Genomic DNA, 19,991 nt, shown 5'->3' with positions numbered 1-19,991 from the left:
GAATACGATCAAGCCGTTGTTAACGGACATCTAACCATTGCACAACTTGTTCTTTCCAGGGTTTGAGAAAGTCCGGCGTAAAACTGTCGAGGTGTTGCAGGTAGGCATTGGCACAGGCGCGTAAAGTCGTTGCATTGTCGGCCAGTACTTCTACCCGGACCCAGTCGTTCCAGGCTGCCCACAAGCCCCATTCCGGGTTATCGATATCGCAGTCCGGAAGACGGTAGTGGAAGGTTGGCCTTGGTTTTACCAAAGGATCCTGGATCTTTTCCCGCACCCGCGCCTCGTCAATGTGTAAGAACATGGGCAACATATCGAGAGCACGGTTCCGGGTCGGATTGAAGCGAATATAGTCGTCTATCAGCGCGTCCATATTCGGTTTGTAGTCCTCGCGTAGAATGAACTCAATGTAATCTTCTTCGAAAGCCTTTATGTAAGGCGTGACCCGTCGGCTGAAATCGACGCCGGATTGGTCCACCAGCCAGTCGTGACAGCAGATGTAGGCCTGGAGATGGTGCAGCACAGTCACCGCATCAAGCGCCGCTATCTCGGGATTGAAATGCAAACCGAACGCATTCCAAATTGAGTCCCGCGTCCCTTTACCGCCGCGCTCCCTTACCAGCTCCACCAATCGATCCATTTTTCCGATATCAGTCATAGGCAGGGGAGGGGTGACGATTTCGCAGGGCACCCAATTTTTGGTAATGGTGCCCAGCGTATGGCTGGTGAGCTCATCAATTAAATCGCCGGAGTTTTCGTAGTCTCTGGCAATCCGCTTCAGAAGTTGCGAATCCACCTCTACTGTAAAGGTGTCATAGTCGTCGCTGTGAATCAGCCACTCGCGTTCACTCAAGCGTTCGGTTTTGCCCGGAAACACCTTCTGTACCAATTCCACCAGGTCTTTTACTTCCGGGCCACTGAGTTCAATTTCGATACCGAGCCGACGAATACGACCGTCGCTGGTTTGAATGTGTGGTGGCATCGTGTAGGGGCTATTTGCCGTTCGCGGATGTGGATCGGCCTGATCTTGCTCAAGTTCGTTCTTTTCCATACTTCAGCCCTCTTGATTAATCTTTTTTAAATCGGTGTGACAGGTGCACCTGATGGTGTCATTTGGCAGAGCCGGAGCAGAGGATCAAATGAATACGCTCAAGCCGTTTGATATGCCCGCAGATTACTGCGATCACCAACAACGTAGGTACAGCAATAAAGAGGCCGGCAACGCCCCAGATCCAGCTCCAGAAGATAATGGATACAAAGATCACGATCGGATTCAGCTGAAATTGTCGCGCATGTACAAACGGATCCACAAAATTGCCGCAGATAAACATCAGTACTGCGGTGGAGGCAGGAGCGACAATCAAATAGGTGACCTCCAGGTTATTGGTTGCCACCGCTGCAGTCACTGCCACCAATGACAGCACATTTCCGATATACGGTATATAGCGCATTAATCCCACGAGTATACCCCACAGAACCGGGTACTCGGCACCGAAAAGCCATAGTAACACGGCAATGAGCAGGCCGAAGCTGAGGTTGACGCACATGGTGACAACAATATATTGGGCAAGTTGGCTACGAACTTTGCGGATCACTTTGAGAGACGTAATGCGTTTGCTGCGGCGGCGAAACGTCGCTGAAATATTCCGCGCCAGGGCGTCTCCGCCCACCAGAAAGAAATAGCACAGGATCAGCGTGATCGAGAGCGTCCAAGTGAAGGAGGTCAGGGATACAACGAGCTGGTCTTTCCAGCCGCCCCGACTTTCTGTTACTACCACCCTGTTATCCCCAGTGCCGGTGGGGTTGACTTCGTCGCCCGCTGCCATAGCGTGGTCGACCAGATCTTCCATATCTTCAGAGCGACTCTGAACCTCGATCATGGTTTCCCGTAATTCCGGTACCTGCGATTGCACTTTAGAGAGAATATCGGGAGCGATTTCCAGCCATTGCTCGGCAGGTTCTTTTAGTAGGACCAAGCTTCCAACCAGCGTGCCGAGCACCAGCAGAACCAGTATCAATGCGCTCAACGCTTCCGGGATGTAGAGTTTCTTGAGCCACAGCATCGGAGTGTAGAGCAGCGCAGCGAGGTAGAAGCCGAACAGAAGGGGGATCAGAACCGAACTCGCGAATACCAAAAGATGCGCGCTTAATGTGGTGAAAATCAGCACCAAAGTCGCAGTGAATAACCATGAACGGTTTAACTGCTGCCAGTCAGATAGAGTCGATTCCTGCGGTTTTTCTGCAAAGCCTGTCCCGGTTGCCACTAGTTTTTGGATCTCCCCAGTCGAGATTTGTTGATACACGGTGAATGCGCTTTCCCTAGCCGTCGTGTTTCTGTGGCTTTATTTCAACGTTGGTATTCAAGCCCGGCTTATTTTCTAATATTAGTGCTTCAGCGATAGTACGCAAAAAAAGGGCCAATTATCCAGGCGCGCTCAAAGTGGCTGTTCCCGCTACTTCAGTTGTAGGAAATCCGGCTGCGGCGGGAAGATTTTTCAAAATGCTTGCAATAATTGCAGCCCGGCTTCGGTTAGCGTTCTTGTTGCGGCCGTGCCAATGCCCGGCTCGTCCGCGCTCACAGACCGGTTTTGTACCCGGAACGCCCATATTCACTCCATCGCAAACCCAATTTCGCCCGATGTACACAAAGTTGGCCAGTATGCTGCAAGTGCGAAGCCGATAGCGATCTTTATACCCGTGCCAGGAGGCTTCCATGTTCACCCAACTTAATCCACCGTTACCCTTATTCATACCCGCTAAAAACGAATCGGCCCTGGCCCATGGCGTAATTGATTATGGGCCTGAACAGCATTTAATGTGGGTCTGTTTTCTTAATTCGAGTGGGGAGTGCTGGACGTTAGCAAACCCTGAAATTAGAATTGAGTGGAATCCCACCCTCGGCAGAAAACCGCAAAAAGCACCTGAAAAAATGTTGAAGGTCGGGTCAGCGTCAACTTGATAGCCTGTTAAAGTGGAGACCCATTCTTAACGGGATATTTAACTCCCCAACCTCTACTAAGCGTAAGCTTTTCAGGATTTAGAAAATGCCGAAAGCGGGTGAAATAAAAAGAAACGCTGCCGTTGAATACAATGGTAAAACCTATATCGTGCGAGATATTGAACGTTCCGTGCCGCAGGGTCGGGCCGGCGGTAGTCTCTACCGAATGCGCATGTATGATGTTGTGACAGGCAGTAAAATAGACGAGACCTTTAAAGACTCCGACATGCTTAATTTAGCTGATCTGGTGCGCCGACCGGCCCTGTTTTCTTACGCTGACGGGGAAGAATTTGTGTTTATGGATCAGGAGAATTATACGCCTTACAACCTGCATAAGGATGCCATCGCCGAAGAGATGCTTTTTATTAACGAAGAGACTGAGGGCCTCCAGGTGATCGTGGTTAATGAGTTGCCGGTCGCACTGGATATGCCGGCGAACGTCGAACTGGTTGTGTTGGAAACCGATCCGTCTATTAAAGGTGCTTCTGCAACGTCCCGATCAAAACCGGCAAAGCTATCCACCGGGGTCACCATAAATGTGCCCGAGCATATTGCGACGGGAGATAGAATTAAGATCAATGTGGAGGAAAGAAAGTTCATGGGAAGGGCAGACAGTAAGTAACCGCTACCGATTGTGGTAAGTATGGTTAAAACGCTTGAAAAGGAAAACACCGGCATCATTGTGGATGCCGGTGTGCTGTTCGCTACTTCTTGGGGATAGGCCAGGCGATGGACTTGGTTTCCAGATATTGATTAAATCCGGCCTCACCATTCTGGCGTCCGATACCACTGAACTTGTAACCACCGAACGGAATGTCAGCACCATGGGCGTAGGCGCCGTTGATGGACATTACGCCTGCGCGAATCCGACGTGCCACGGACATGGCCCGGTCGATGTTGGTGGAATTAACGCTGCCAACCAGACCGTAGCGGCTTTCGTTCGCAATACGTACGGCATCGTCGTCGTCTTCAAACGGGATGAGTACCAGCACCGGCCCGAAAATTTCTTCCTGGGCGATGGTCATCTTGTTGTCGACGTGAGTGAACAACGTGGGCTCTACATAGTAGCCATTCTCGAATGCGGACGGACGATTACCACCGAGCGCCAGAGTAGCGCCTTCTGCAACACCGATATCGATCAGATTCAGAACCCGGTCGCGCTGCTTGGCAGAGACCAGCGGGCCCATCATCACGTCGGCACGTTGCGGATCACCATACGGTGCCATTTGCATAATGCCTTTCACCCGGGCTGCGATTTCTTCGTAACGTGCCTTGGGCACCAGCATCCGTGTCGGAATACCACAGCCCTGACCAGCGTGGAAGCAAACAGCCAGTGCGCCCATCAGTGCGGAGTCCAGGTTGGCGTCATCCAGAACGATGTTGGCCGACTTGCCACCGAGTTCAAGGAAGACACGCTTCATGGTTGCTGCGCCTTTCTCCATGATGCGTTGGCCCACTGAGGTGGAGCCGGTGAAAGAAATCACGTCGACTGCAGGTGACATGGTGAGTGCTTCGCCGATCAGGTGATCGGATGACGTCACCACGTTCAGTACGCCGGCTGGGATATCGGTCTTTTCAGCGGCTATGCGGCCGATGAAAGTAGCGCTCCAGGGGGTATCCGGTGCAGGTTTCAGTACCAAAGTGTTGCCGGTCGCCAACGCTTGGGCAACTTTATTGATGGCGACTTCGAACGGGAAGTTCCAGGGCACAATTGCCCCGACCACACCCATGGGTTCTTTCCAGATGCGACGTGCATTGGGTTCGCCCTGACTGCCTTTGCCGTCCGGAAGTTCTACCTCCCAGTCAAACCGGTCCATCAATCCAATGGGGTAATCCAGCGCTTCAGGGAAAGAGGCGTCCAACTGTTGGCGCACGGTGGACATACGGGGACAGCCTGCTTCCTGGATCAGTTGCTCGCGCAGTTCTTCGCGTTCTTCCATAATCGCGTCGCGAAGCTGGATAAGACATTTCTTGCGGAAATCCCGGTTGGTGGACCAATCGGTTTCGTCGAAGGCCCGGCGTGCCGCAGCGATGGCGCGTTGCATATCGGCACGGGTAGCATCTGCGACTGCACCGATCACTTCTTCCGTGGCCGGGTTAATGTTATTAAAGGTCGCGCCGTTCTCTGCTTCCACCAGCTTGCCGTCGATCAGCATGCGGGTCTCGGGGTTGACTTCCGGCAGTTTGGGTTTATCGGCTTTGGTCGCGGTGGAACGCTGCACCTGGGGTGCATTCGATGAGCCACCCGCCGCGCCACCACCGACACCTCTCAGGAAGTTGACGATCATTTTGGCGCTGGGGAAAACGTCCGAGACCGCTGAGCTGGTAAAGCCCACGTCGGTGATCAAGGTGATGCCACTGACCACCGAGGCGGCGTCGCTGCAAAGGTAAACCAGCGGTCCGGCTTGTTCCATCGGCGTGGACACTTCCACGCCGGCTTCATCACGGTAGTCCTTGCCGAATGCCAGCCAGGAGTCGGCGTTGTCACGTGCCAATGGGGTGTCAGTGGGGCCAGGCAGAATGGCGTTGATACGGACACCTTTCTTTAGAAAGGGCATCGCCATGCGGGCGACATAGGCGCAGACCGCTTGCTTGGTGAACATGTAATTGCATTTTTCGTGCTCGACCGTCCACTCCGTTGCTTTGTCAAAGTCGTCTATGGCAAGGAACTCGATCAGCTCAGGCAGGTTGGCTTCCCAACCCATGCCGGCAGCAGACGAGATCATGCCGATGGCGGCGCCCTGGTTGAAGCGCTCCGACGCGAAAATCTGATCGATCATGTAGCGATGACCGATAAAATTAATCCGCTCGATGCCGGGTGTGCCGTCGGCCACGCCGGCGCAGCTGAAGAGCGCGTCTATCTTGCCATCGCATTCCGCCAGTGCCTGGTCGATTGAATGCTTGTCGGACAGGTCGACGTAGATCGTCCGCACGCCTTCCAATGTAATCTCGCCGCGGTCCATGACCACCACTTCGGCGCCTGCATCGCGAACCAATTCTGCTGCTGCAGCGCCCATACCTGTTGCCCCACCTACAACCAAGACTCGCTTGTTGCGGTAGCTAAACTTTTCGAACAATGACATTGCATTCTCCTGTAACTCAAAGTAGTTCAAACTCGATCCAGCTCGCAGGCGTGTTAACCATACCCAGTCGAGAGTTGGATCATCAGTGTGTCGACCCTCTGCATCTTCTTAGAATGCCACGCCAGTGCGAAGTATCATGGATGTGTCGGGTTATTATTTATAATCTGATAAAATTCTAGTTATGCTTTACTACTATACATCACTGTTGATTATAAAGAAATTCCCATTCTGTAGAATTCAATGCGGCGAAATTGCGCTTCCTCAAGGGGGAAACAGGGTGCTAGTTCCGGTGGTTCTGAGCGCAAAGAAGCGCAATGCATTGATTCTTCTCTAAACTTTAATTGAACCAATAGGGCAATACCGAATCCGAATCCGGGCCAGAAGGCGAAGCTTCGCCAGCCGCGGTGTTTTTTACCAAGCAGCCAGCTTGACAAGGCTTGGCGGATCGCGCTTAGGTGATGCTTACTTTCACTTCGTGCTATTAACCCGGGCAGAGGCCCGCACGGCAATGACCCTATGAAATATTCGATTTTAGAGTTGGCCAGCGTTGCAGCCGGCTCCACACCAAAGCAAACGTTTAATAACAGCCTGATTCTGGCCCAGCAGGCGGAAAAGCTGGGTTATCATCGTTTTTGGCTGGCAGAGCACCATAATACGGTGAGCATCGCCAGCTCTGCCACCGCCGTTCTGATCGGCCATATTGCCCAGGGCACGGAACGCATCCGGGTCGGCTCCGGCGGCATTATGCTGCCCAACCATGCTCCCCTAATCGTGACAGAAAACTTTGCAACCTTGTCTGCACTCTATCCGGACCGGATAGACTTGGGTTTGGGGCGGGCGCCGGGGACTGATCAGGCGACCGCTCACGCCATACGGCCGGACCGAACCCACTCGGTCTACAACTTCCCGGAGGAGATCACGCAAATACAGAAATACTGTGCCCCGGACAACGCCAATGCATCAGTAAGAGTCCCCATTGCCGAAGGCATCCGGCTGCCTATTTATATATTGGGCTCCAGCACTGACAGTGCCTGGCTCGCGGCTAAACGGGGTTTACCTTATGCCTTCGCCAGTCACTTTGCCCCCAATCAATTGCACGAAGCACTTGGTATTTATCACAACCACTTTCAACCGTCCGCGCAGCTGCAGGCTCCCTACACTATTGCCTGTGTCAATGTGATCGCGGCCGATTCCGATGCGGCCGCGGAAACGCTATCCACCTCGTTGATCCGCATGGTATTGGGTATCCTCACCAATAAACGGGATTTTTTACAAGCGCCGGGGCCGTTTACCCCGGAGCTGAAAGCGCTGCTGGTTGAGCCGGCTTTTCAACAATTTTTGAAATACGCGTTCATTGGCGGGCCGCAGCTGGTGAAACAGAAAACCCGGCAGTTTGTTGAACAAACCGGGGTCGATGAACTCATGGTGGTATCGAGTATGTTTCATCTGCAGGACCGATTGCGATCGTTCGAGTTGTTCTCCGAAATCATGCAAGAGTTGCAAACTGACCCGGTTGCGTAGGTTGCATGTTGAATTATTTAGTCCGCCCGATTGGCGGCCGCCTGCTGCATTAATGCCTGCAGTGCCAGCCCCATTTCCTCTACGGCTTTTAGTGCGCTGTGCGAACAAAGAATATTGGCGAAGCCATGGACCAAACCGGGGAATTCCAGCAATTGCACTTGTATTCCGTTTTGTTGCAGCTTTTTTGCATAATCCCGGCCTTCATCACGTAACGGATCAAACCCGGCAGTGACCACAACCGCGGGTGGTGATTTATCAAGATCGTCGGCATAAAGTGGGGAGATGTCAGGGTGACGATCATCTTGTCCAGCGGGAACGTAACACTCCCGATATTTGCGAATGCCTTCGTCCGTTAACAGAAAACCATCGGCAAATAGTTTACGTGAACCTACTTCACGCGGACTGTCTGCAGATGGATAAATTAACAATTGGGCCGCAGGCGAACGGATATTTTCATGGGAAAGTTTGCGTGCCAGTACCGTAGCGAGTTTGCCGCCTGCGCTGTCCCCCGCAACCGCCATCACCGGATTCCGCAATCCGAACTCAGGCAGGCGTTCCAATACATTACGGTAGGCTCTTAAAACATCATCCACTGCCGTCGGCCAGGGATTTTCCGGCGCTTTCTGATATTCCACCGCCAACACTTTGGCCTGCGTCACCTGCGCCAGATGACGGCACAGATTGTCGTGGGTATCAAGATTGCCATGCACCCAGCCACCACCGTGAAAAAACAGAAGTAAGGCATCACTACTTCCTGCAGGTGTGTACAGGCGCGCTGGAAGATAGGGTGCAGCCTGACACAGGAACAAATCCCGCGCCGGCAGTTCAATTTTCCTGCCTTCCACAATGCGCACACTGGAATTGAACGCCTCCCGGCTGATCTTCAGCATGCGGGGATCATGAGATGCCCGCTGTGGTTTTTCCAATCGGGACAGCTTGACCAGCAATTGCATATCCAGATCCAGTTCCAGCCCATCCAACCGGATGGGGCGGCCTGCGAGGCGGCGTTTAAGCGGGTTGGGAAGTTGGAGCAAGGTGTTGAGGGCGTTGCGTTTAGTGAGCTCAATCAGGGACATAGGCGCTTCGGTATGGTGGTACTAGAATGATTACATTAATATAGGGGCTTGATCATCCAAATTCTAATATGAATTAGCCATCGCATTAAGTCTCTATTTGGCAGTACTGCCAAGTTAAAGTTGCATTTTGCTACAATCGCCCGATGAAAACATGCAAGCGCCACCGCATCCCTCCGGATATCATCGGCTATTCGATCTGGCTTTACACCGATTCAGCCTGAACCATAGAGACAATGTCCTACTCTGGAAAGTTAAATTTTCGGGAAATGCAAAAACGGCTACTCGTTGAGATCTTTTACCAACCTGGGATCCTGGGACGCGAGGAAGGAGGCAACAGAACTGTCCAAACCCTGGTTGGGGATTTGGATCTAGTGGATGCGACGCTTTTGGGTGAGCTGGGGTTGTCTGCGGTGGCTCAGCAATCCGGTTCTAGCGGAGTGCCTGAGAGGTCTCTGAAAAATGACCGACTACCAAGCACCAAAAAGCACTAGAAACTACCACATACTACTATCTTCAGTCACGGCCTTGAGTGGCGACCCCGAGCTTGTGCGGGATCCGTTGTGGCGGTTGAACGCACTTGCCCACCTTAGGTATTTTGGCTGGAAAATTGGTGCGCCTTCTACCGGCAACACCAAAACACAATTGAACAGCCCACGGGGGCTCAATCCGTATGGGGCCCCACATCTGAAGCAAACCCCCTACATAAAAAAGGCATGACCCGGTACGGTTTGTATGCCGCACTGTTTTGCAGCCCCGAGGAGGTAAGTGTTCAAACAACTTGGGAAAAATTGGCACTTGGATTTTTGCTGACCCACCAGGCCCGAATGCAGGCATGGCCCCTCGAAGGTTACGAGGAATACGCTGGCAAACAAGAATCGCGGGCCCTGCCCAAAAAGCTCTATACGCCCTCAAAATAACTTCGCTATTTGACGGAACGACAATTTGTACCGTTGCTCAGCGGTCTGACGGATGAGCTCAAGGTTAGTAGGTTTACTCACCTTCGATCTGGATAAATTAGAGGGAGCCGCTCTCGTTGGTTGAGCAACCCCGTGATGGAAATCCTACAAAAAAATATCAGCACAGCGTTAACCGCGAGGACTAAGCACAAGCATTTGGCCTTGCAAGCCCAGCAGCTGCCCTGGCGCTACAATATCCGTACACTACGCCAACTCACGTTTTTACACCGAAAGTTTTTATCCATCGTTAACCAATACGAATGCCAAATCCTACGATCAGATATCGAAGGTGAAGGCCTGTACATGAGCATCGAGCCAGTCCTGTTGCTTCTGGCTCCAATGAGCACAGGCAAAGGTGTAGTTGGATGCACCCAACACGGCGACAAAGATCTGGGCCTGACGTATCTCACCGGTATCGGGATTGACCACCGACATCGTGGGGCCACTGTAGTCCACAAACAACTTTTCACCGGCCCGATGCGTCTGCCGCAGGCTGCGCTGCTGACAGGACAACCACTCCAGATAACGGTGACAGAACTGGGCATAGCTATAACCCTGGCTTGGATGCTGTTCCCGGTATTCATGCCACAACAGTTGCCGGGTCACCCCTTTACGCTTGAGCTCCTGGTGCATCTGGGGAAAGTCCGGTTCAACAAAGCGACGCTGACCGGTAACGGGTTGGCTGGGGAACAGCAGGCGTCCTAACGTGCGCTCATCCATATCCGCAGGTAATGGCCAGCGGAGACCTGCGAGCTCGGCCCGCTGTAGATAATTGGCCACACTGCCGTAACTGACGTTCTGGGAATCGGAGATCGCCCTTCGACTCAGCCCGGCTTCGTAGTGCAGCCGCAAGACTTCTTTGATTTTACGCATTGATAACCTCTTGGATGGCATCAGCCGAGCTCCTTCATCTCAAAATGATGAGACTAACTGATACTTCATATTAATCAATGCGTTACGAGTGATTCTGGTTTAAGGTGATCAGCCATTCCGGATATTGATCACCGATTCTGGAAATCCGGAAAAAGCGATCAAATAAAACCAGAATGACTGATCAGCTTGCCCCAGAATCCGTGATCAACTTAAACCAGAATGGGTGATCAAGTTCGGCCGGAATATGCAGGACGAGCTAACGAAGCGTTATTATAGGCTCTATTGTTAGGTTGGTCGTTGTCTCTGGCTTGGCCAATTGAAGGTCCCGTTGAGCGCAGACCAGGGTTAAACCCAATATCGGAATTCGACATGTCTTTTATCCTTCTGTTAATCAAGATAGCCGCTATGCAATCCGCCGTTTCACTTCAGCGGATCTCAGAGCAGTTCGAATTAGTGGGCCAATGATTTTGCCAAGCTCCGAGTATTTGGTGAGTGTTGCGTGCGCAGTACTCCCAAATATGTTTCGAAGCGACTCAGCATCGGCGTTGAGCCCGAACGTCAAACAAAGATTTGCCGTACCTCCCCTGTTCACCTCTGCTAATGCACGGCGAGCGTCGGCTGCGCCGTAAACCTTTTCATAGCCATGGTCATAGGCAAGTCCGTCAGATAGCACCAATAACAGTCGCCGTGATGTACCTCCCGTTGACTCCAATACCGAAGCCCCATGGCGTATCGCCGCCCCCAATCTGGAGAAGCCGCCGGGTTTCAAGCTGTAGAGGCGTTGAAGAGAGGCTGCGTTATAGTGACCGTCGAAGCGCTTGATGGGAATGAGTTGTACTTCCGAGCGCCCGCGCGAGTTAAAGGCGTAGAGTGCAACCCGGTCACCGAGGTTGTGAAGCGCTGCTGTGAGCGATGCGGCAGTCCTACACTGATGTTGATGAATCGTTTGATTGTCGCCGCTGGACTCGCCCGCGGAACCCGATACATCCAGCAATATCAGAACGGAAAGATCACGCCGGCGGCGCTGGCTATTAACGTAAATATTTTCCTCGGGTGTTGAGCCCGCGATCGCCTCAACGCGAGATTCAATTGCTGCATCGATATCGATGTCTTCACCCTGCAACTGACGGCCGAAACGATCAAGACCCAATCCAATCCGGGCGAGTGGTCGACGCAAATCATTGAAGTCTGGCAGCAACGGCTGAATGTTATCGCGAATCCTCACCGGGACTTCATGGACAGTGCACCAGTCTTCCCTGTAGCAATTTTGCCGCATATCCCATTCCGGATACTTCAGCCCACTACCGTTGCTCACTGCGTCGTCCACAAAAGCGGTCACCGCTGTCGACATTACTGATGGTCCTCTTCTTTGCGTAAATCGCCTGGATTGATGCGTTGGCGCATCGGTTCCAGGCGGACCGCCATCACGTCCCTGCCCGCGTCGCACAGCCTTCAGCAATCGCTGCAACCAGCGGCCGAAAATGCCAGATGCTCCTCCAACCGAAATTGCATCGACAGCAGTACTACTGTCATTGTCATCGTCGCCGTTGTCAGCGTCATCAGCTTCAAGTTCCTTCAGCTCTTTGTGCTGCCGACGCGGAGTATGGGCCTGCGATTGGACGCTCAAACGCTCGGTATCACTAGGAAACGCTGCGAGGATGCGGTGTGGTTGAATGCACCCAAAGACTTGCGGAGGTTTGGCGAGGGTAAGTTGTCCACGTGAGATTTCCAGTGAATGAGTTGGCGAATCACTGCGTGCAGCTAACGCTCGGTCAATGTGCGTATGCATAGAATCCGGCAACAGGGCTTCGTTTTCCAGTAGCGCACGATTACCCTCAACAACAAGAAATCGTTCAGTAAGCGCCGAGTTGCGCTTCAGCTTCCGCATGACATCAGCAGCAAGGCTTCCACTAGCCAGCAAGGACGATTGGAAGATGAGAGTTTCCAATTGTTGCCGATCATTCAACGCTTGATCGATGAAAACAGATTGGCCATCTGTCCATGACAGCGCGTTCATTTTCCCTGACACTACCCTGACTGCTTTTCCAGAGATCGCAGAGGCTAACAACTCAAGCGAGTGATCATCAATGATCGGCGTTTCATGTTTTTTTTTCATTGCACGTCCTTACAGCTTCTGCTGCAGAATCCCTACAGTGATTCTTACCGCATTGTGACGGGCGTAGTCAGCTGCACTTCTGCTCGGCCTGGGCCACAACGTCCTGGTGGGATCGGCCCCTCCGTCACAGGGCGCCCTTCAGGCTGTCCTGACGCCCAAGTATTCCACTTGCCTTCATAGAAAGGGCCAGGATGCCCTGCTTTTTCGTAGAGGCCCTGCGGGTCATAAACCTTGGTTTCCGGAAATGGCCATGGACAAGCCACTGACGTGGCGAAACCGCCCGCGCGAATAGTTAAAAAACCACCGCCATAAATGAATAAGTACGCAAGATTCAATGTAGCGAACATGACAAGGAAGGTGGCGAGCGCGGGACGATTCGCAAACAGGCGCAACCGTTGGGCTAATTTTTCAGCCTGGATTTTGCCGGTGTCATCACGGTACAGAAGTATTGAGGCCGGGATCATGACTGCAGTGGCGAGACCACTTTCCCATAGCAAGGGAAACTGGTTGTATTCGCCGACAAATATGGATCCGAACGGCGGCACCTGCGTATAGGCGTAAACACGGGTACTGACGCAAAAGATTTCCACGGCAGCATCAAGCAAGAATCCGATGACAAACGTAATCCCCGCTAAGGCAATGAGCGGATGGCGCCAAACAAACGAATCAACCGAATTGCGTGTTTGCAGACGTCGCAACAGTGGCATCGCGACAAAGACAGGACCAACAAGTACCGTTGCATACGCTATGCAGACAAATGGTTCCACCATCGGCGCAGCCGAGACATAGGGCCAATCCACGGGAAAATGCCAAAGATCCGGACTGAAGACCGAGTAAGACACCCAGTTTGCGATGGGATCCTGGATGACCAGCGCGGTGCCCGCGATCAGCATAAGCAGGGTGGGATGTCGGGGATATTTTCGCCATGCGATGGTGAAGGGAATGATGCTGGCCGTCATCAGCGCGATCGTCCAGTAGTTACAAAGTGATGCCCAGAGCGGCAATCCTTCCACGGCGGCGCGGGCTGCTTCCGATATATCGGGGTTGGCAATACGCGACGAGTCGGGCCCGACCTGGGCGTGATAACCGACGAAACTTAAGACCAATAAAGCTATCAGCCACCAAAAAAACGAGGTCATGGATGGTCCGGTATCAATGTCACTGGCGTGGTTTTTTAGCTGCGATGTCATGGTGTTTTCCAGAGTACAAATCTAGTTAATCGAGCGCGCGCTGCGTGCCGCTAATGCATAAGCCGCCGTGGATGTGTCCGTCATTGCAAACATCCCCCGGCTTGCCTGTGGTGCATTAAGACATATATGGTGATATATAGTCAATATGGTGCATTGTGCACCGTAAAGAGAATTAGGTTACTATAAGGCGGAAAACAACATAAACACCTTGCACAAGGTACCGTAGTAGTTATGCCAAAGAAGCTTAAGAACTTATCTACAGCACCCACCACCGATCTTCGTCTTCTTCGCACGCGGCGTGCATTGCGCGATGGCCTGCTATCACTGATCACCAAGATACCTTTTGATGAAATCACTGTGCGCGATATCGCCGCTGAATCGCTGGTGGGATACAACACCTTTTTCCGCCATTACGCCTCAAAGGCAGAGTTGGTGGACGAGATCGTAAGCGAAGAGATCGAACAGCTTTTCGTCCGCGCATTGCCGGCTATCGTTGGAGAAGATACGTACACGACCGCGCTGGCGCTTTGCAACTATATTAACGAGCATCGTGCGCTATGGACTGCATTGTTGGGTGGAGGAGATGCGCAACTTGGTGGTGGCGCTTCTGCCTATTTACGAAGAAAGTTTATTGCTTACGCATTAGCGCACGACGTGCGGGCTCCACAACATGAATGGCTTCCTATGGATGTTGGGACCATTTTTGGCGTTGGATCTGTGCTTGATATTTTAAGCTGGTGGCTTTCAAAGCCCGGTGAATATTCGGTGGAGCGAGTGGCGGAACTCATCGATCGGCTTGTGTTAGCACCAACGCTTGGTCGGACGCCTGATTACGGAACGGCACCATCCGCCCGGGGCAAAAAGAAGTGAAACGTAATCCCGAGTGCAAAGAGTTGAGTCGATATTGAACTTACTTTCTTACACTCATCGAATGGAAGCTGTAATCTATAACTGTCCGCTTTAGAGGCTGACAGTTATATTGAAAGAATGCGCTAGCGACTGACCGCTTTTCGCCCTTTTGAGACAGTCGATCTCTTAATCTTGCCCCTGAAGCGAAGTTCGAAGAATCGTTTTATGAGGACGAAACGATTGCCGCTGGCTAACACAATTGCTGATGAAAATCGGACAATTTAATTTGGTCTTGAGGCGCCATAGCAAACATTACTTGCTGCGATGATGACGGATGGAGTGAAGCACCACGCCCTCGATCACCAACCCGGACCCGTCCAGTATCTCAATGGGGCGGTATTGCGCATTGGCAGGCACAAGTCGGTGTCTGTTTTTGTCGAGGTATTTGCAAGTGAGCTCACCGGAGACGGCCGCTACTACCACATCCCCATGTCTTGGGGTTGCCGAGCGATCGACAATCAGGAGGTCCCCATCGAAAATGCCCGCACCTTCCATCGAGTCCCCCGATACCCGACAGCAGAAGGTGGCAGAGGGATGTTGGATCAGCTATTCCAGTAGATCCAGCTCACCATCCACAAAATCTTCGGCGGGAGTGTGAACGGGAAAGCCTGCCGCCACCCTGGACAGAAACAGCGGAAGATGAGCGACAGTGGTGGTAGGGGGAGCGGTAATGCGGGAAAGTGAAGTCATATTCAGTGCTCCGACCATACTGTATATTAATACAGTATGGTTGATTGGCTAAACAAATCTCCATCTTTATTTCAGTAGCCTCGGTACGCGACTGTGTAAATGTGGACTCCATTGTCCGTTGGTTACAATCTGGCCTATGTGTTGGGGCTTCAATCCATGGTTTCTAACAGCTTTTTGCTTTCGTAAGTGGTTGAATCTGTTTGGTGGAAGCCCGGGGTGTTCGACCTAATTTCCCAGTTGATCTCCCCCCCCCTTGCGAATCCTAAAAATCAACCAGCCTATCTATTGGCAACATATTGCTAGTATTGCGTTAATTCGAGCAGTATGTGGTTGCGATGTGAGGGTTGAATGGACAGCGTTTTAGCATGGTCGCATAATGACACTACGCGCAGTGAATAGGGTTTGAGTATGTCCAGATTCGTGAACATGTCCGACGAAATTGTGGGCATTGCAGAGAACGAAATGTTAATCAGTGGTCGCTCTCTCGCAGGCCAGATTGAGTTCTGGGCTAAGATAGGCAGGGCGATTGAACGATCACCCCAGTTCAGTTACGAGCGGATCAAGGCTGCACTTAGCGCTCAGATTGCCTATGATGATTTGACTTTCCAAGAGCAAGAGGTATTCCATGAAGAATTGACCGAAGCCCTCTGGGCTGAACCGGGTACGGCAACAAAAACGTTGTATGCACAACTCACCGGCCCAGGCCTGGATGAAAACGGCAAGACTATTTTTCCAGGTGACCAGTCATAAACGGCGGATTTATAACAACGATTAATGATGCGAGCAAATCCCCGATCTACGAAGTTGGAATAAACCCCGAAATTTAAACGCCTTTCATCAATGTAACAAGCAGCATGTCATACAGACCACAGCTAAATCTAAATAGACTTAACTGCAGTTCAGGTGGTATGGGTGCTTTTGTGGTACCTCTATTTATCATGTACCCATTCACGAATCCGGCAAAATGCTCACTTGCGTTTTTTACATGCTCCGATGTGCGTAACCATTGAGTTGAATATTAAACACCTTGAGTATGGTGCTGAAGATGTGGCTGGGGGCGTTTTGGTAGTCATTGGATTCATAGAGTTTGATTTGGCTTTCACTGATCCCTGTTGCCTTGGAAAAATCTTCTAAGGTCAGGTTGCTGGCCAAGCGTATGACTATGGGCAGTTTGTAAAGTTCTTCGTAGCTATCGAATTCGAGCCTGTCCAAATTGGCTTCACAAGCAGCGTCGTAGGCATAAACATCCGCTCGCAGGAGCGATATAGCATCTTCGATTTGCGCGTTGCTCATTGTCGCAAGTATTTCCGGTACGCCGGGCTTGGTAGGCGCATCTAACTGTGCCTGCAGCCGAGTTAACTTCTCCAGTATTTTTTTCTTTTGCTGTAACGAAGTGATCATGCAGCGCCTCGACATTTTGGTCAGAAAGCTGGGGGTAATGCTTCGGACAAAAACGTTCCTCCACATTAAGCACATTCTATGTCGAAGTCTGCGTATAGGGGATAAAATAAGATTTTAGGAAACCCTTAGATAAGGGAGATTATCTGCCAGATTTGGCTATAGAGCGTACTGGTAAAGTAAGACTGCTTTGTAGAAAAAGCTATTCAAAACAAAGCATTGAGAAGATATAGAAAGATTTGAAGCATAAAATGAGGTTATTGTCTTTCAAGCATAACCTGACGGTTTCGATCATTTTATGATTCAACCGTCACCTTTAAAAACAACAGTCTATATATGGTGCCCAGGAGAGGACTTGAACCTCCACCCCCTTGCGAGGACCAGCACCTGAAGCTGGCGTGTCTACCAATTTCACCACCTGGGCAAGTGGGCCGCAAATTTACTGGTTTGCTTACTGTCTGTCAATAATCAATTTGCGTATGATAGGGCCCATTAAGCGTCTCCATGCGGCTGGAAAGGGTGTAGAACCGGCGGAATGGTCGATGGTTCCTGGCTGTGTTCCTTGTAAAACGGGGGAACACTACCTAAAGTGGCTGCAAGCACCCGAAATTAAAGGAAATGTGCATGACGAATTGGTCCTGGTCGGACGATCCCAACCGAGGCAAAGAAGCTGAAAAATACGAAAATCCTGTTCCCAGCCGCGATTTTATTCTCGATTTACTCAATGACAGGGGCAAGCCCCTGACCCACCGCCAGATCTGTGCCGAGCTAGACGTGTTTGATGATGAGCCCGTTGAAGCGGTGCGGCGTCGTTTAAAAGCCATGGTTCGAGATGGTCAATTATTGATTGACCGGCGTAATGCGTACGGCGTGGCAGAGAAAATGGATCTGATAAAGGGTGTGATTATCGGTCACCGCGATGGCTTCGGTTTTCTGAAGCCGGACGACGGTGGCGATGATCTGTATTTGAGTGCCCGCCAGATGCGTTGTGGCTTTGATGGTGACAAGGTGCTGGCGCGGCAGAGCGGTTTAGATAATCGCGGTCGCCGTGAAGCCACTATCGTAGAGGTGCTGGAGCGCAAGACCCAGCGCTTGGTGGGGCGCTTCTTTAAAGAGAGCAATATCGGCTTTGTGGTGCCGGAGAACCGGCGCATCAGTCAGGATGTATTAATCCCTAATGACGACCCTTTAAAAGCCAAAAATGGGCAGTTTGTGGTTGTCGAGATCGCACAGCAGCCCAGTTATCGCTCCAAGGCGGTGGGTCGTATTATCGAGATTATCGGTGAACATATGGCACCGGGCATGGAAATCGACGTGGCGATCCGCAATCACGATATACCTCATACCTGGCCTGAAGAGGTAGTAGCCGCTGCGGAAAAGTTTGGCGATGGTGTCGATAAGAAGGACTACGAAAACCGTTTCGATTTGCGTAAAACGCCATTTGTGACCATTGATGGCGAAGATGCAAAAGACTTTGATGATGCGGTTTATTGTGAGAAAAAGCGCAGCGGTGGCTGGAAATTATATGTGGCTATTGCCGATGTCTCCCATTATGTCCACCCGGGTGATCCGCTGGATATTGAGGCGCATAAACGCGGTAATTCGGTGTATTTTCCCGAGCATGTTGTGCCGATGTTGCCAGTGAATTTGTCTAACGGCCTGTGTTCCCTAAATCCGCATGTTGACCGTCTTGCCATGGTCTGTGAGATGAGCGTCAGCGCGGCAGGCAACGTTAGTCGTTACTGTTTTTACGAAGGGGTGATCTGTTCCCACGCACGCCTAACTTATAATAAAGTCGGCACCATGCTGCAGGAAGCAGAGTCCAGGGAAGGCCAGGATCTGCGCACAGAATACAAAGAAGTTGTGCCGCACCTGGAAAATTTATACGCATTATTTCATGCCTTTCGTGGCCAGCGCACCGAGCGCGGCGCCATTGATTTTGAAACCACCGAAACCAAAATCGAGTTCGGTGAAGACCGTAAAATTGAACGTATTGTTCCTACCGAACGCAACGACGCCCATAAGATAATCGAAGAGTGTATGCTGGCGGCCAATGTCTGCGCGGCAAAGTTTTTGCAGAAATACAAGCTGCCAGCGTTGTATCGTGTGCACGAAGGCCCGAAGAACGAAAAGCTGGAAAACCTGCGCATTTTTCTGAAAGAACTGAATATTCCGTTTGTGGCCAGTGGCGATCCCAAGCCGGAACATTATCAGGATGTGTTGGCTAAGATTAAAGACCGTCCCGATTACGATCTGATTCAGACGGTGATGTTGCGGTCTATGAACCAAGCGGTGTATTCCCCGGAAAACAAAGGGCACTTTGGGCTGGCCTATAGCGCTTATGCTCATTTCACCTCGCCGATTCGTCGTTACCCTGATTTAATGGTGCACCGGGCGCTGCGTTATTACGCCCGCTCCGGTATTGATTGCCCGAACACCAAGCGTGTGCCGGGATCACCTGATATTCCCAGAGAGAAAATCCTACCGTACAGTCAGGCCGCGATGGTCGAGTTGGGCGAGCAGTGTTCCATGACCGAGCGGCGTGCCGATGAAGCCACTTGGGACGTGATTGGCTGGCTCAAATGTGAATACATGAGCGATAAAATCGGGGATGTGTTCAAAGGGATCATTTCCGGTGTTACCAACTTTGGTTTGTTCGTCGAGTTGAAGGACATTTATGTGGAAGGGCTGGTGCACGTCAGTTCGCTCACAGGTGATTACTATCATTACGACGAAGTGCGTCATCGATTGGTGGGCGAGCGCACCGGGTTGATGTTTGGTCTGGGTGAAGAAATCACGGTGAGTGTCGCCAAAGTTAATCTGGACGATCGTAAAATTGATTTTGAATTGCTGGCGGGCGGCAAAAAAGTTCGTTGGAGCAAAGATAAGGACGGCACCAGTCCGCCGGGTAAAAAATCCGGTTCACGGCGCAACAAGGATAAGCAGCAAGCCAAGACAGAAGGTAAGGCAAAGTCTCCGTCGAAGGGCAAGCCAAAAGCCAAAGGTCCCAAGAAACCCAAAGCCGGGTCGTCCCGTCATGCTATTGTGAAGGCCGCCGCCAAAAAGGCGAAGTCGCGAACCAAAACCAAAAAAGCCAAAGCGCAGGGCCGCCCCAAGAAAAGTTAACCGGCTGTGCTTTTGACCGGCAGCTTTGTATCAGTAGTTAGGCAGGTTCAGTAGG

Annotated in this window: 15 protein-coding genes and 1 tRNA gene; 5 read left to right on the top strand and 11 right to left on the bottom strand. The window is 51.6% G+C overall.

The features are described 5' to 3' along the window. Positions 1–19: 19 nt before the first annotated feature. Positions 20–1,051: an amidoligase family protein gene (locus FT643_RS04755; RefSeq protein ID WP_156869740.1), complete on the bottom strand. Its 1,032-nt coding sequence runs from the start codon at positions 1,049–1,051 to the stop codon at positions 20–22. A gap of 58 nt (positions 1,052–1,109) precedes the next feature. Continuing rightward, positions 1,110–2,264: an AI-2E family transporter gene (locus FT643_RS04750; RefSeq protein WP_156869738.1), complete on the bottom strand. Its 1,155-nt coding sequence runs from the start codon at positions 2,262–2,264 to the stop codon at positions 1,110–1,112. A 780-nt stretch (positions 2,265–3,044) separates the two neighbouring features. Here FT643_RS04750 and efpL point away from each other — a divergent pair. Then, positions 3,045–3,620, top strand: coding sequence for an elongation factor P-like protein EfpL (gene efpL / locus FT643_RS04745; RefSeq protein WP_156869736.1), 576 nt, complete (start codon positions 3,045–3,047; stop codon positions 3,618–3,620). Positions 3,621–3,702: 82 nt separating this feature from the next. Here the strand turns inward: efpL and FT643_RS04740 are convergent, their stop codons facing one another. Continuing rightward, the gene (locus tag FT643_RS04740; protein WP_156869734.1) at positions 3,703–6,111 is read right to left on the bottom strand and encodes an aldehyde dehydrogenase family protein; all 2,409 of its coding nucleotides are present in this window, start codon (positions 6,109–6,111) and stop codon (positions 3,703–3,705) included. Positions 6,112–6,597: 486 nt separating this feature from the next. On the opposite strand from FT643_RS04740, the gene FT643_RS04735 reads away from it, so the two are divergent. After that, the gene (locus FT643_RS04735) at positions 6,598–7,602 is read left to right on the top strand and encodes an LLM class flavin-dependent oxidoreductase (RefSeq protein WP_156869732.1); all 1,005 of its coding nucleotides are present in this window, start codon (positions 6,598–6,600) and stop codon (positions 7,600–7,602) included. Positions 7,603–7,619: 17 nt separating this feature from the next. Here the strand turns inward: FT643_RS04735 and FT643_RS04730 are convergent, their stop codons facing one another. The 4 genes from FT643_RS04730 to FT643_RS04715 form a co-directional block, all read right to left on the bottom strand. Continuing rightward, on the bottom strand, positions 7,620–8,678 hold the full coding sequence (locus FT643_RS04730) for an alpha/beta hydrolase (RefSeq protein WP_156869730.1): 1,059 nt from the start codon (positions 8,676–8,678) through the stop codon (positions 7,620–7,622). Between the two features lie 1,232 nt (positions 8,679–9,910). Then, complete coding sequence (locus FT643_RS04725) at positions 9,911–10,528, bottom strand: hypothetical protein (RefSeq protein WP_198043320.1); 618 nt, start codon at positions 10,526–10,528, stop codon at positions 9,911–9,913. 382 nt (positions 10,529–10,910) lie between these two features. Beyond that, positions 10,911–12,623 (bottom strand): nitric oxide reductase activation protein NorD, encoded by a 1,713-nt coding sequence (locus FT643_RS04720; protein ID WP_156869726.1) that lies wholly within the window; start codon positions 12,621–12,623, stop codon positions 10,911–10,913. A gap of 44 nt (positions 12,624–12,667) precedes the next feature. Further along, complete coding sequence (locus tag FT643_RS04715) at positions 12,668–13,813, bottom strand: spirocyclase AveC family protein (RefSeq protein WP_156869724.1); 1,146 nt, start codon at positions 13,811–13,813, stop codon at positions 12,668–12,670. A gap of 231 nt (positions 13,814–14,044) precedes the next feature. Between FT643_RS04715 and FT643_RS04710 the strand changes: the two genes are divergently transcribed. Continuing rightward, on the top strand, positions 14,045–14,683 hold the full coding sequence (locus FT643_RS04710; protein WP_156869722.1) for a TetR/AcrR family transcriptional regulator: 639 nt from the start codon (positions 14,045–14,047) through the stop codon (positions 14,681–14,683). Between the two features lie 291 nt (positions 14,684–14,974). Here FT643_RS04710 and FT643_RS23325 read toward each other — a convergent pair whose 3' ends face one another. Both FT643_RS23325 and FT643_RS23320 read right to left on the bottom strand, forming a co-directional pair. Beyond that, complete coding sequence (locus tag FT643_RS23325) at positions 14,975–15,217, bottom strand: LexA family protein (protein WP_232339863.1); 243 nt, start codon at positions 15,215–15,217, stop codon at positions 14,975–14,977. A 51-nt stretch (positions 15,218–15,268) separates the two neighbouring features. Beyond that, entirely contained in the window at positions 15,269–15,412 is a 144-nt protein-coding gene (locus tag FT643_RS23320) for a hypothetical protein (RefSeq protein WP_232339862.1), read from the bottom strand. Between the two features lie 408 nt (positions 15,413–15,820). On the opposite strand from FT643_RS23320, the gene FT643_RS04700 reads away from it, so the two are divergent. Beyond that, positions 15,821–16,162 carry a TA system antitoxin ParD family protein gene (locus tag FT643_RS04700; RefSeq protein ID WP_156869720.1) on the top strand — a complete coding sequence of 114 codons (342 nt, stop codon included), beginning with the start codon at positions 15,821–15,823 and terminating at the stop codon, positions 16,160–16,162. A gap of 231 nt (positions 16,163–16,393) precedes the next feature. Here FT643_RS04700 and FT643_RS04695 read toward each other — a convergent pair whose 3' ends face one another. Both FT643_RS04695 and FT643_RS04690 read right to left on the bottom strand, forming a co-directional pair. After that, positions 16,394–16,813, bottom strand: a complete 420-nt coding sequence (locus FT643_RS04695) for a helix-turn-helix domain-containing protein (RefSeq protein ID WP_198043319.1) — start codon at positions 16,811–16,813, stop codon at positions 16,394–16,396. A gap of 334 nt (positions 16,814–17,147) precedes the next feature. Beyond that, positions 17,148–17,234: transfer RNA gene (locus tag FT643_RS04690), tRNA-Leu, on the bottom strand. A 200-nt stretch (positions 17,235–17,434) separates the two neighbouring features. Between FT643_RS04690 and rnr the strand changes: the two genes are divergently transcribed. Beyond that, a complete protein-coding gene (rnr, locus tag FT643_RS04685) occupies positions 17,435–19,936 on the top strand; it encodes a ribonuclease R (protein ID WP_156869716.1) in 2,502 nt (833 codons plus the stop codon). Positions 19,937–19,991 lie beyond the last annotated feature (55 nt).

The sequence above is a fragment of the Ketobacter sp. MCCC 1A13808 genome (assembly GCF_009746715.1).
Lineage (GTDB): Bacteria > Pseudomonadota > Gammaproteobacteria > Pseudomonadales > Ketobacteraceae > Ketobacter.
The sequence above is the reverse complement of the archived record's forward strand: the minus strand, read 5'-3'. Positions and strand labels throughout refer to the sequence as shown.